General features: G+C 67.3%; 12 protein-coding genes. 5 read left to right on the plus strand and 7 right to left on the minus strand.

Features of this window, described 5'->3' with window-relative positions:
* Positions 1-51 precede the first annotated feature (51 nt).
* Both tatC and ACWW1C_RS10010 read left to right on the plus strand, forming a co-directional pair.
* A complete protein-coding gene (gene tatC / locus ACWW1C_RS10005; protein WP_455983284.1) occupies positions 52-993 on the plus strand; it encodes a twin-arginine translocase subunit TatC in 942 nt (313 codons plus the stop codon).
* Entirely contained in the window at positions 977-3,790 is a 2,814-nt protein-coding gene (locus ACWW1C_RS10010; RefSeq protein ID WP_455983285.1) for a DEAD/DEAH box helicase, read from the plus strand. The genes tatC and ACWW1C_RS10010 overlap by 17 nt, the downstream gene beginning before the upstream one ends.
* Positions 3,791-3,802: 12 nt before the next feature.
* Here the strand turns inward: ACWW1C_RS10010 and ACWW1C_RS10015 are convergent, their stop codons facing one another.
* Positions 3,803-4,681 (minus strand): MBL fold metallo-hydrolase, encoded by an 879-nt coding sequence (locus tag ACWW1C_RS10015; RefSeq protein WP_455983286.1) that lies wholly within the window; start codon positions 4,679-4,681, stop codon positions 3,803-3,805.
* Between the two features lie 188 nt (positions 4,682-4,869).
* Here ACWW1C_RS10015 and ACWW1C_RS10020 point away from each other — a divergent pair, with 188 nt between their 5' ends.
* The gene (locus ACWW1C_RS10020) at positions 4,870-5,616 is read left to right on the plus strand and encodes a DUF4333 domain-containing protein (RefSeq protein ID WP_455983287.1); all 747 of its coding nucleotides are present in this window, start codon (positions 4,870-4,872) and stop codon (positions 5,614-5,616) included.
* Positions 5,617-5,689: 73 nt separating this feature from the next.
* Here the strand turns inward: ACWW1C_RS10020 and ACWW1C_RS10025 are convergent, their stop codons facing one another.
* Complete coding sequence (locus tag ACWW1C_RS10025; protein WP_455983288.1) at positions 5,690-6,640, minus strand: 5'-3' exonuclease; 951 nt, start codon at positions 6,638-6,640, stop codon at positions 5,690-5,692.
* A 67-nt stretch (positions 6,641-6,707) separates the two neighbouring features.
* Here ACWW1C_RS10025 and ACWW1C_RS10030 point away from each other — a divergent pair, with 67 nt between their 5' ends.
* Both ACWW1C_RS10030 and ACWW1C_RS10035 read left to right on the plus strand, forming a co-directional pair.
* Positions 6,708-7,832 (plus strand): M24 family metallopeptidase, encoded by a 1,125-nt coding sequence (locus ACWW1C_RS10030; RefSeq protein WP_455983289.1) that lies wholly within the window; start codon positions 6,708-6,710, stop codon positions 7,830-7,832.
* A gap of 43 nt (positions 7,833-7,875) precedes the next feature.
* Positions 7,876-9,201 (plus strand): ABC1 kinase family protein, encoded by a 1,326-nt coding sequence (locus ACWW1C_RS10035; protein WP_455983290.1) that lies wholly within the window; start codon positions 7,876-7,878, stop codon positions 9,199-9,201.
* Between the two features lie 37 nt (positions 9,202-9,238).
* On the opposite strand, the gene ACWW1C_RS10040 is transcribed toward ACWW1C_RS10035, so the two are convergent.
* From ACWW1C_RS10040 to ACWW1C_RS10060, 5 genes are read right to left on the minus strand one after another with little or no spacing between them, the layout of a single operon-like run.
* Positions 9,239-9,904, minus strand: coding sequence for a TetR/AcrR family transcriptional regulator (locus tag ACWW1C_RS10040; protein ID WP_455983291.1), 666 nt, complete (start codon positions 9,902-9,904; stop codon positions 9,239-9,241).
* Positions 9,904-10,824 carry a fumarylacetoacetate hydrolase family protein gene (locus ACWW1C_RS10045; RefSeq protein ID WP_455983292.1) on the minus strand — a complete coding sequence of 307 codons (921 nt, stop codon included), beginning with the start codon at positions 10,822-10,824 and terminating at the stop codon, positions 9,904-9,906. Before ACWW1C_RS10045 ends, ACWW1C_RS10040 begins: the two co-directional genes overlap by 1 nt.
* Positions 10,825-10,835: 11 nt before the next feature.
* On the minus strand, positions 10,836-11,501 hold the full coding sequence (locus tag ACWW1C_RS10050; protein WP_455983293.1) for a VOC family protein: 666 nt from the start codon (positions 11,499-11,501) through the stop codon (positions 10,836-10,838).
* Positions 11,498-11,896, minus strand: a complete 399-nt coding sequence (locus ACWW1C_RS10055; RefSeq protein ID WP_455983294.1) for a hypothetical protein — start codon at positions 11,894-11,896, stop codon at positions 11,498-11,500. The genes ACWW1C_RS10050 and ACWW1C_RS10055 overlap by 4 nt, the downstream gene beginning before the upstream one ends.
* Before the next feature lie 59 nt (positions 11,897-11,955).
* Positions 11,956-12,783, minus strand: a complete 828-nt coding sequence (locus tag ACWW1C_RS10060) for an SDR family NAD(P)-dependent oxidoreductase (RefSeq protein WP_455983295.1) — start codon at positions 12,781-12,783, stop codon at positions 11,956-11,958.
* Positions 12,784-12,828: the final 45 nt, after the last annotated feature.

Below are 12,828 nucleotides of genomic sequence, written 5' to 3' on the forward strand. Positions count from 1 at the left end.
GATCCCGCCGCGGGCCCAGCGCACGCGGCGGTCGGCGTCTTTCACACTCACGTGCCAGTAACTGGAATCTTCCGAAAGCTCGACCCGCGCCGTCGACGGTCGCGGGTCAATCCCGACGGCACCATGTCGCTCGTCGACCATCTCGAGGAGCTGCGAACCCGTCTGCTGATCGCGGTGATCGCGATCCTGTTGACCACGGTCGTCGGCTTCCTCTGGTACGAGCACAGTTTCTTCGGCCTACCGAGCCTCGGCGACTGGCTCCGCGGCCCGTACTGTTCGCTGCCCGCCTCGTCACGTGCGTCGATCGCCCCCGACGGCGCGTGCCGGCTGCTCGCGACGGCGCCGTTCGACCAGTTCATGCTGCGCCTCAAGGTCGGCATGGCGGCGGGCGTCGTCCTGGCCTGCCCGGTGTGGCTCTACCAGATCTGGGCGTTCATCACCCCCGGCCTGTACAAGAAGGAACGCCGGTTCGCGTCGCTGTTCGTCGGTGTCGGCGCGGTGCTGTTCGTCTCGGGCGCGGTCATGGCGTACGTCGTGCTGTCGACGGCGCTGTCGTTCCTGCTGACCGTCGGCAGTGATGTGCAGATCACCGCGCTGTCGGGTGACCAGTACTTCGGCTTCCTGATCAACCTGCTGGTCGTATTCGGCATCAGCTTCGAGTTCCCGCTGCTGATCATCATGCTGAACCTGGTCGGGGTGCTCACCTACGAGAAGCTCAAGGCCTGGCGCCGCGGACTGATCTTCGGCCTGTTCGTGTTCGCCGCGTTCGTGACACCCGGGTCGGACCCGTTCTCGATGCTGGCGCTGTCCCTCGCGTTGACCGTGCTGCTGGAGCTGTCCATTCAGGTGGCCCGGCTCCACGACCGGCGCAAGGCCCGCCTCGAGGCAGAGGCCGTGCCCGACGACGAGGCCGCGCCCATCGACGAACCGGAACCCATTGCCGCGCCCTCTGCTGTACCTACACACCTGACCATCGATGACGACGCAACCTGAGCCGCAGCAGGTGAGTCCGGTCGAGCCGGGCCTTCAGCTGCGCGACTTCGCCGCGGGCCTGTCGTTCACCCTCGACGACTTTCAGACCAAGGCCTGCGTGGCGCTCGAGAACGGTCGCGGCGTCCTGGTGTGCGCCCCGACCGGTGCCGGCAAGACCGTCGTCGGCGAATTCGCGGTGCATCTGGCGCTGGCCGCCGGGCGGAAGTGCTTCTACACCACACCCATCAAGGCGCTGAGCAACCAGAAACACAACGACCTGGTGGCCCGGTACGGCCCCGAACGCATCGGTCTGCTCACCGGCGACCAGGCGATCAACGGCGACGCCGACATCGTGGTGATGACCACCGAAGTGCTGCGCAACATGCTGTACGCCGATTCCCATGCGCTGCACGGCCTGTCGTACGTCGTGATGGACGAGGTGCACTTCCTGGCCGACCGCATGCGCGGCGCGGTGTGGGAGGAAGTGATCCTGCACCTGCCCGACGAGGTCCGGCTGGTCAGCCTGTCGGCGACGGTGAGCAACGCCGAGGAGTTCGGCGGCTGGATCCAGACCGTTCGTGGTGACACGACCGTCGTCGTCGACGAGCACCGCCCGGTGCCGTTGTGGCAGCACATGCTGGTGGGCAAGCGGCTCTTCGACCTGTTCGACCTGTCCAAGGGCGCCGCCCCCGGCAAGGGTAAGGCGCGCGTCGACCCGGAGTTGTTGCGGCACATCGCGCATCGTCGCGAAGCAGACCGGCTGATGGACTGGCAGCCTCGCGGGCGCGGCCGCGATGGGCATCGGGGCCGACCTGCCATGTACCGGCCGCCGAGCCGGCCCGATGTCATCGGCACGCTGGATCAGGCCGGCCTGCTGCCGGCCATCACGTTCGTGTTCTCCCGCGCCGGGTGCGACGCCGCGGTCAAGCAGTGCCTGCGGTCGGCGGTGCGCCTGACCAACAAGGCCGAACGCGACCGGATCGCCGAGATCGTCGACCGGCGCTGCGCTGATCTGGCCGAGTCCGATCTGGTGGTGCTCGACTATCACGAATGGCGCGAAGGCCTGTTGCGCGGCCTGGCCGCCCACCACGCCGGCCTGCTGCCGGTATTTCGGCACACCGTCGAGGAACTGTTCACCGCCGGTCTGGTCAAAGCCGTGTTCGCCACGGAGACACTGGCTTTGGGCATCAACATGCCGGCCCGCACCGTCGTGCTGGAACGGCTGGTCAAGTACAACGGCGAGCAGCACGCCCCATTGACGCCGGGGGAATACACCCAGCTGACCGGCCGCGCCGGGCGCCGCGGCATCGACGTCGAGGGCCACGCCGTCGTGCTGTGGCACGCCACCGACGAGATGGCCGACCCGGCGCAGGTCGCCGGCCTGGCCTCGACCCGAACGTTCCCGCTGCGCAGTTCCTTCGCGCCGTCGTACAACATGACCATCAACCTGGTGCAGCACATGACGCCGGCCGCGGCACACCGACTGCTCGAGCAGTCGTTCGCGCAGTATCAGGCCGACCGGTCGGTCACCGGGCTGGTGCGCGGCATCAAGCGCGGCGAGCGGATGCTCGCCGAGATTGCAGCCGAGCAACGCGGAAGTTCGGATTCAGCGCAGGGTGGCGATTGGAACTCGGTGCTGGAGTACGCCCGGCTGCGGGCGGCCATCACCGAACGGGAGCGGGCGCAGTCCCGCGCCGGCCGCCTGACGCGGCGCAAGGGCATCGCCGACGCGTTGGCCGCGCTGAAGCGCGGTGACGTCATCGCCATCGGCATGGGCCGTCGCAGCGGACTGGCCGTGGTGCTGGAGGAGGCTTTCGACGCCGACGATCCGCGGCCGCTCGTGCTGACCGAACATCGTTGGGCGGGAAGGATTTCCGCCGCCGACTACGCAGGGACGTCGCAGCGGCTGGGCAGCATGTCTCTGCCCAAGCGGGTGGAGCACCGGCAACCCAAGGTGCGCCGTGATCTGGCACTGGCGCTGCTGCGGGCGGCCGACAGCCTGGACGTGCCGTCGGTGCGGCGCAGTCGCGGTTCCGCCGAGGCGACCCCGGATATCGACCCGGAGCTGGCCGGTCTACGTGAGCAGATGCGTCGGCACCCCGCGCATCAGTTGCCCGACCGCGAAGCCAAAGTGCGTGCCGCCGAACGGTATCTACGCATCGAACGCGACAACGACCAGACCCAGCAGAAGGTCGCCGCGGCCACCAACTCGCTGGCCCGCACATTCGACCGCATCGTGTCGCTGCTCAGCGAACGCGGCTTCATCGAAGGTGCCGACGGCGAGCCGGCGGTGACCGACGACGGACGGCTCCTGGCCCGGATCTACAGCGAGAGCGACCTTCTGGTCGCCGAGTGTCTGCGCGGCGGGGTGTGGGACAGCCTGAATCCGGCCGAGTTGGCCGCGGTCGTGTCGGCGGTGCTGTTCGAATCGCGCGGCGACGGCCCGACGGTGCCGCCGGGCTCCGAGCAGGTCACCGACGAGGTGCGTCGGGCGCTGGCGAAGACCCGCAGGTTGTGGACCGACATCCGGGGCGACGAGCGCCGGCACCGGCTGCCGTTCAGCCGCGAACCGGACGCCGGGTTCGCGGCCGCGATGTACAGCTGGGCCACCTACGGCGACCTGACGGCGGCGCTGCTGATGTCCGACAACGGCAACGGAAATGCTTTGCCTGCAGGTGATTTCGTACGTTGGTGCCGTCAGGTGCTGGATCTGCTGGACCAGGTACGGCTCGCCGCGCCGTCGCCGCAATTGCGCGTCACAGCCAAGCGGGCCATCGGTGCCGTGTGCCGCGGTGTCGTCGCCATCGACAGCATGTGACCCGCCGCCGGCTCAGGCCAGGCTCAGATCCAGCCAGTCGTCGACCATGAACCGGTCGCCGCGCGCCACGATCGTCGCGCCGCCGTGTCCGGCATAGTGCGCCGGGATCACCGCAGCCCTTCGTCGCGATGCCTCGGTGAACACCCGCTTGCGGGTCACGGTCGCCTCGGCCGCGTTGACGTCGAACGCGCACGGATCATCCGGGCGGGGAATCTGGATCGGGCAGTGCGTCAGGTCGCCGACGAACACGGCCGGCTTGCCGGCATCCAGCCACAGCACCGACGAGCCCGGCGTGTGGCCGGGGGCCGGCCGCAGCCACACCGAGTCGCTCAATTGGTGGTCGCCGGAGAACTGCTCGGTCTGGTCGGCCACCGGGATGATGCTGTCCTCGAACACCGTTCGCATCTCTTCGGTGGTGTCGGGGTTGTCGGGCGCGAAGAACCGGTAGTCGGCCTCGGGCATCAGGTACCGGGCGTTGGGGAAAGTAGCCGTCCAGGCGTCGTCGACCAGTTGGGTGTTCCAGCCGACATGGTCGGTGTGCAGGTGTGTGTTGAGCACGACGTCGACGTCCAGCGGGTCGATGCCGGCCGCCCGCATGTTGTCGAGGAACGGCGTGTCGAGGTGATCCAGCGGCAGCATGTGCGGCCGGTGCCGGTCGTTGCCCGCGCCGGTGTCGATGACGATGGTCAGCCCGTCGACCTGCAGCACCCAGCTCTGGATCGCGATCCGGAACAGGTCGGTCTCGGGATTCCAGAACCGCGGTGCGAGCAGGTCGGCCTCGGCGTGCCAGGCCTCCGGCGGCGTCGACGACCACAGTGTCGTGGGGATTTGTACCTGGGTTTCCGCGATACGGGTCAAGATGGCGTTGCCGAGCCGGATTTGGTCCGTCATACCGCGAGACTAAGGCCGACCGATGCTTCCGGCTGGAACAAACGCGGGGTGGTTCGTCAGCCGATGTCCAGACACGCGCCCCGCGGAAGACTGTGCAGGTCATCCATGAACGGATGCAACGGTAGTGTGGTTGACCAGCAGCCCGGAGTCGCTGACGTCCGGGTAGGGGAGAGCACCGAGGAGAGACGATGAGCGGTCCAGAGGGAACTGACCCGTCACAGCAGTGGCAGGGTCAGCAGCCCGCTTGGGGGCAGCCGGCGCCAGGCGCTGAGCAGCAGCCGACCACTGCCGCCCCGGCGTGGGGGCAGCAGCCGGCCTACAACCCGGAGCAATATCAGCAGCAGTACCCGGCGGTTCAGCCTGGTGCCGCGCAGCCCGGCGCTCAGCAGACTCCGGGCTACCCGCAGCAGCAGTACCCGGGTTACCCGCAGCAGGGGTACCAGCAGCCAGGCGCCTACGGCCAGCCGCAGTACGGCCAGCCGGGACAGTACGGTCAGCCCCAGTACGGCCAGCCGGGCCAATACGGTCAGCCCCAGTTCGGCGAGGGCGCCGCGGGTCAGCAGTTCGATCAGCAGTTCGGCGCACCGGCCGCCAAGAAGGCCAGCAGCAAGACGCTGCTGCTCATCGGTGGGGTCGTGGCCGTGGTCATCGTCGCGGTGGTCGGCGTGCTCGGGTTCCTGTGGCCGGGCTTCTTCGTCACCACCAAGCTCGACATCAACGCCGCGCAGTCCGGAGTGCAGAAGATTCTGACCGACGAGACCAACGGCTACGGCGCCAAGAACGTCAAGGACGTCAAGTGCAACAACGGCACCGATCCTGAGGTCAAGTCCGGGCAGACGTTCGACTGCGACGTCAACATCGACGGCACCAAGCGCACCGTCAAGGTCACTTTCAAGGACGACAAGGGCACCTACGAGGTCGGCCGCCCCAAGTAGCGGTCTCTGCCTACCCGACGTAAATGTCCCCGACACGCCGAGCGTGCCGGGGACATTTACGTCGGGTCGTGTGTCAGAGCCGGTCGAGCGCTTTCTGCAGTCGCGCGACCGAATTGGTGACGCCGTACTTGCCGGCCAATTCGGCCACCCGCTGCGGGTCGCGGGCGGCGAGCGGCAGGGCGTCAGACTCGGTCGACAGGGACACCGGCGCATCGGTCGCGACCAGGACGACCGGTAGTGCAGCGGTGATGTAGTCGGCGGCAGCCAGCAACTTCTTCCGTTGCGCCGCAGCCATTTTCGATGTGGGGTCCTGGGCTGCGGCCTCGATCGCGGCCAGTGAACCGTAGGTCTGCAGCAGGGTCGACGCCGTCTTCTCGCCGATGCCGGCAACGCCCGGCAGGCCGTCGGACGCGTCGCCACGCATCAGCGCGAGTTCGGCATAGGCGGCGCCGGCGCGATCAAGCGGCACGCCGTAGGTCTCGGCGACCTCGGCGGGCCCGTAGAGCACCGCCTTGGCCAGCCCGCGGCCGATATAGAACACCCTGATTCCCGGCCCGTCATCGCTCGCGAGCTGCAGCAGGTCGCGGTCGCCGCTGACCACGATCGCGGGGTCGGCCTGTTCCCGCGTGGCCAGCGTCCCCAGGACGTCGTCGGCCTCGAAGCCCGCGGCGCCCGCCGTGGCGATGCCGAACGCGTCGAGCAGTTCCATGATCATGTCGACCTGGGGCGTCAGCTCGTCGGGCACTTCCTCGACATCGGGTTCGCCGTCCGGGTGTTCTTCGAGCACGCGGTGCGCCTTGTAGGACGGGATCAGGTCGACGCGCCACTGCGGTCGCCAGTCGAGGTCCAGGCACACCACCAGACGGCCGGGACGGTGCTGCGTGACCAGGGCGGCGATGTTGTCGATGAAGCCGCGAACCGCGTTGACGGGCCGGCCGTCCGGCGCGGTGATCGAGGACGGCACCCCGAAGAACGACCGGAACCACATGCTGGCGCCGTCGAGGAGCAGGATCGGCTGGTTCATGCTGGGCTCGTTCATGCGGGAGCCCGCCTGTCGCGGATGTCGATCGGCATCGCACTAGCCTATTGCCATGAGCTCAGGCCGATTCAACACCGACGTCTATGCCGCGCGTCTGCGCTCGGCTGCGGCCGCCGCCCAGGCGGCCGGCTTGGCCGGACTGGTCATCACTCCCGGCTACGACCTCCGGTATCTGGTGGGGTCACGGGCGCAGACCTTCGAGCGGCTGACGGCGCTGGTGGTGCCCGCGGACGGCTCGACACCGACGGTCGTGGTGCCACGGCTGGAACTGGCCTCGCTGAAGGAGTCGGCGATCCTGGAACTCGGCCTCGCGGTGCAGGATTGGGTCGACGGCGACGACCCCTACGCGCTGGTTGCAGGGGCGCTGTCCGGGAATCTGGTGGCGGTGACGGACGCCATGCCGGCATTGCATCTGCTGCCGTTGGCAGCGGTCCTCGGCGCGGTGCCGGTGCTGGCCACCGAGGTGCTGCGGCAGCTGCGAATGGTCAAGGACCCCAGCGAGATCGACGCGCTGACAAAGGCCGGCGCGGCCATCGACCGCGTGCACGCCCGGGTGCCCGAGTTCCTGGTCCCTGGCCGCACGGAGGCTGATGTGGCCGCCGATATCGCGGAAGCGATTGTCGCTGAGGGACATTCGGAGGTGGCGTTCATCATCGTCGGCTCGGGGCCGAACGGGGCGGACCCGCACCACGAATGCTCCGACCGCGAATTGCAGGTCGGTGACATCGTCGTCGTCGACATCGGCGGGCCGGTCGAGCCCGGCTACAACTCGGACTGCACCCGGACCTACAGCATCGGGGAGCCTGATCCGACAGTGGCGCAACAGTATTCGGTATTGCAGCGGGCGCAGGCGGCCGCGGTGGCCGCGGTCCGGCCCGGGATGACCGCCGAGCAGATCGACGCCGCGGCGCGCGACGTGCTGGCCGCCGAAGGACTGGCCGACGTATTCGTGCACCGCACCGGCCACGGCATCGGGCTTTCCGTCCACGAGGAGCCGTACATCGTGGCCGGCAACGCGTTGACGCTGGAGCCGGGCATGGCGTTCAGCGTCGAGCCCGGGGTGTATTTCGCGGGGCGGTGGGGTGCGCGCATCGAGGACATCGTGGTGGTGACCGAGGATGGCTGCATCTCGATGAACAACCAGCCGCACGACCTGGTGGTTGTCCCGGTTTCGTAGCGGGTTGTTGTCAAGATCGGCTAAGAAAGACAAGATCAACGCCATGGCTGAAATCCGCCGTGGCCGCACCGGACGTGCCGCCAAGCTGGCATCCCTCCCCGCCGGTATCGCGGGCCGCGCCGTCCTGGGCGTCGGCAAGCGCATGGCCGGCAAGTCGAAAGAGGACGTCAACGCCGAGCTGGTCGAGAAGGCCGCTGAGCAGCTGTTCCAGGTGCTGGGGGAGCTCAAGGGTGCCGCGATGAAACTCGGTCAAGCGCTTTCGGTGATGGAGGCCGCCATTCCGCCGGCGTTCGCGGAGCCCTATCGCGAAGCGCTGACCAAGCTGCAGAGCGACGCTCCGCCGCTGCCTGCGGACAAGGTGCACCGCGTGCTCGACAGCCAGCTGGGCACCAAGTGGCGCGAGCGATTCCAGTCGTTCGACGACACGCCCGTCGCCTCCGCGAGCATCGGTCAGGTGCACAGCGCGGTGTGGAGTGACGGCCGCCGGGTTGCGGTCAAAGTGCAGTACCCGGGTGCCGATGAGGCGGTGCGCGCCGACCTCAAGACCCTGCGGATGCTCACCACGCTGTTCAAGCAGGTCGTACCGGGTGCCGATGTCAAGAGCATCATCGACGAGCTCATCGAGCGCACCGAGGAAGAACTGAACTACCGCATCGAGGCGGACTATCAGCGTGCTTTTGCCAAGGCTTTTGCCGGGGACCCGCAGTTCTACGTCCCGGCGGTCGTAGCGTCGTCGCCCAAGGTGGTCATCACCGAATGGATGGAGGGCCGCAAGCTCTCCGAGATCATCGCCAGCGGCACCGAAGACGAGCGCAACCGGTGCGCGCACATGCTGCTCGAGGTAACCATCAGCGCGCCCTATCGCTGCGGGCTGCTACATGTCGACACCCATCCCGGCAATTTCATGTTGCTCGACGACGGCCGGTTCGGCGTCATGGATTTCGGTGCCGTCGCGGTCCACGAGGGCGGCCTGCCGCGCGCGACCGGTCCGATCCTGCGGCTCGCACGCGACGAGAAGTGGGAGGAGATGACGGCCTACCTCAAGGAGGAGGGCTTCATCCCCGCCGGTGCGACCGTGTCGCACGAAGAGATCAACGCTTACTTGCTGCCGTACATCGAACCGCTGCGCCACGAGAGTTTTCATTTCAGCCGTCGATGGCTCCAGGGCATCGCCGCGACGGCCACCGATCTACGGAGCGAGCAGTTCAGCGCGTCGTTCAAGACCGGCCGCCAACTCAATCTGCCGCCCAACTACCTGATGATGTTCCGGGTGCTCGGCGGGCTGGTCGGTATCGCCGCGCAGCTCGACGCGACGATCAACTATGCCGAGATCGTCGACAAGTGGGTGCCCGGATTCCGCGAGGACTGATGGCGCCGCGGAGTCCGGGCTGCGTGCTGGCGCCCGGTCAGTCCGTGGTCTGATTCGCGACCAGGGCGGCGAGTTCGCGGTGCGCCTCAGAGGGATAGGCGATTGTGGGCTCGATCGCCGTGACGGTGAGCAGGGTGCTTGCCAGCGCCGCGGTCGCGAGTTCGACGAGCGTTTCCGCGTCGGTGTCCTGGTGGGTGATGCGGTCGATCATCATTTCGTCGAGGTATCCGACCCAGCCACGCATGGCGGTGCGCAAGGCCGGCGGCACCGGTTCGGAGATGCCGAGTGCGAGCAGAATTCGTTGTGCCCCAAGCCAACGCAGGTTGGCGATGGCGGCCTGATGTTCAGGATCGGCGCCGAGCGCTCCGCGCATCAGGGGAATGAACGTGTCGGCGTGGGTATCGATGTAGGCGATCTGATGGCGCAGGGCATGGCGTAACCGGTCGGCCAGCGATGAGCCCGGGGGCGGCGGCGAGAGTTGGACGTCGGCGATCTCGTCGGCGATCTGACTCATCACCGCGAGATAGAGGCCGCGCTTGTTTTCGAAGTGGTGGGCGATGAGCCCGTAGGCGACCCCGGCCTTCTTGGCGATTTCAGTGGTGGTCACCTGGTCGTAGGGACGAGTCGCGAACAGCGCACGTGCCGCGTCGATGATCGCTTGCCTGCGGTCGACGGTGGCTACGGCGGCGTTGTCGGCGGTCATTACTGCAGGCTAGCCGGTGTGCTTGCGATCACCGGGTTGTCGAGGTGTCCGATGCCGTCGATCTCCACGCGAACGGTGTCGCCGGACTGCAGGAATCGCCCCGCCGGCCATCCCGTGCCGGCAAAGGTGCCGCACGCTATGACATCGCCGGGTTGCAGCACGCAGAATCGACTGAGCCGGCTGATGATCTCGGCGGGGGACAAGATGAGGTCGGCTATGCGGCCACGTTGCCGCAGTTCGCCATTGAGGTAGGTACGCAGTTCCATGTCGGCCGGATCGATGCGGTCGACCGTGACCAGCCATGGTCCCAGTGGACCGTGGCTCGGGTAGCTCTTCGCGAGCGCTGCCGACGTCGGGTTGTCGAACTGCCAGTCGCGCACCGAGACATCGTTGGCCACTAGGTAACCGGCGATGCTCTTACCTGCCGTTTCCTGGTCGACGTCATGGATGGTGGCACCGATCACCACCGCAAGTTCACCCTCCCAATCCACGCGGGAGGTGTTCTCCGGCAACACGATCGGATCAGTTGGGCCGACAACACTCGACGTGGCCTTGGCGAAGAAGAACGGCTGCTTTGGCCGGGGGTGGGCCAGTAGGTACCCGGCCGCGAGCAGGATGAGTTTGGGCTCGCGCATCAGCCACCGGGCGTTGATGTCCTTCCGATGGTCACGTGCGTTGAGTCCGATCGCCATGAACTTCGGTGGGGTGGGAATCGGTGCGTGCAGTTCCACCGCTGACAGCGCAATTCGGGGCGCCGCGCTGAGCAGCGATGTGACCGACTCGCGCCAATCCCCGCGCGCCAACAGTTCCAGCATGCTCATCGGACCCGTGTCGACAGCCGTAAGATCGGCGATCTCGTCGGCGATCACGACGCCAACGTGCCTCGACTTGTCATCGGTGGAGAAAGTGGCCAGACGCATCGTCGACCTCCTCAGAGAGTTTTCCAGCGCAGGGTGCGCAGTCCGGAGCGGGCTCGGCGGCCGTCCGGTGGCGCTGACCCTCGTTTGACCAATGTCGTCGCGGGCACACCGGCCGCGAACCGGCGTCCGAGTACGTCGGGGTCGAACTCGACGCCGATGGGGTTCTCGGCGAACTCGCCGCTCGACAACCACTGCAGCAGTTCAGAATTGGTGGCGAAGTTGTCGACTTGCAGCTCGACTCGATTTCCGTCCGGGTCCTCGTAGTACATCGACGTGGTGGGCCCATGGTTGATACACCACACGGGTGCGATACCGGCATCAGCCAGACGGCGGTACGTTGCGACAAGCTCGTCGAGCCGGTCGTAGGTGAAGGCGACGTGGTCGACGCCGTACACCTTACGATGCAGCTTCCAGACCGTTCCCGGGAAGCGCAGCAATCCAGGAACTTTGATCAAGGCGACCCGGTGGTGTTCCTGGTCGTAGGTCAGGAACGTGATCCGTTTGTCGGCGAACACCACGACGGCGTCGAGAACGGTGGTGTACCAGTCGGTCATCTCCGCGGGGCGCGGAGTTTTGAATACGATGTGCGCCAACCGGTTCGGTGCACCTGACCTCGGCAGCTGATCAAGGTCGCCGGCGCCGACCTGCAGCCCCGTGTGGGGCGTGGGCGAATTCATGCCGGCACCGCCTCGCGGTCGAACTGGCCGGCCACGATCAAGCCGCCGAGGCCCAACAGCAGGTCGCTGGCGATCACGAAGGCTGACAGCGGGCCGGTTCGGTCACCCTTCATCGTGGCGACGGTGCGCACCGCGGCCATCAGAAGCCCGCTGATGGCGGTGCTCCGCACGAACGTCGCATCCCGGTGGCCGGTCAGCATCCGGATCATGCCGTACGCGAAACCGGCATTAACGGTGCCGGTTTCGCGCCGGAACCACGGGTCGGCGACCAGCCCCAGTGGTTCTTCCAGGCGTGGTGGCACCGTGAAGTGCGCGACCAGCGCGACGGTGACGTGGGCGATGCCCAGCCACGTCCCGATTCGGATCAGCGGGTCAGCGATCACCGCACGTGTCATTTCCTGGGTTTCCCTTCTCCGGAAGAGTCGAATGGTCCTGTTTGCCTCACGACTTTGCCTCACGACGCGGTGATCGCCCCGAGCGTGTCGACACGCCGCCCGCCGATGGTCGCGACCAGGCGTCCGAACGCCGGTACCTCCAGTGGGACAAGCGAATACGCCGGGTAGACGACGCGTTCGGCACCGCGCTTGAGGGCGCGAACGATGGCGTTGGCGGTCGCGGTGGGGGCGACGGGAGGCAGTGTGCGAGGCGGCGTGGTTTTCCATGGCAGCTCATCGATGTCACGAAGCGCGGTGTCGGTGGCGCCGGGTACCACCTCCATGACGTTGATCGGGGTTTCGGCGAGTTCGCGGCAAAGCGACCGGGTTGCCTGCGCCAGAGCGGCTTTCGATGCTGCGTAGTAGCCGAGAAGTGGTAACGGCACCGATTGCACGGTCGAGGTGACGTTGACGATGGTGCCCGAGCCGGCGGCGTGCATCGCGGGCAACACCGCAGCTGTCAGCGCAAGGGGGGACCAGACGTTGGTTTCGAAAACGGCACGTGCTTCGGGTGCATCCGCGATGCGCGACTGGGCTCCGGTCAGATTGGTGCCCGCATTGTTGATCAGGATGTCGGCGGTCCCGCCGAACGCCTCCAGTGCCGCTGCGCCCAGCTCCGATGCCGCGCCGGGCTCGGACAGGTCGGCGGTGATGACGATGGGGCGGGCCTGGCCGCGGTCGTTGATCTCGGTGGCCAGGTCGTCGAGCAACGGTTTGCGGCGGGCGGCCACGACGAGCAGCGCACCCTCGGCCGCCAGGGCCTCGGCGAGCGCTCGCCCGATGCCGCTCGATGCGCCGGTGAGAATTATTCGCTTGTCCTGCAGGTTCATTCGGCCGTTCGCGGTCATGGAGTCCTCCGACTGAATTGGGCCGGAGCGTTGACCATTCCGGCT

The sequence above is a fragment of the Mycobacterium sp. HM-7 genome (genome assembly GCF_053852335.1).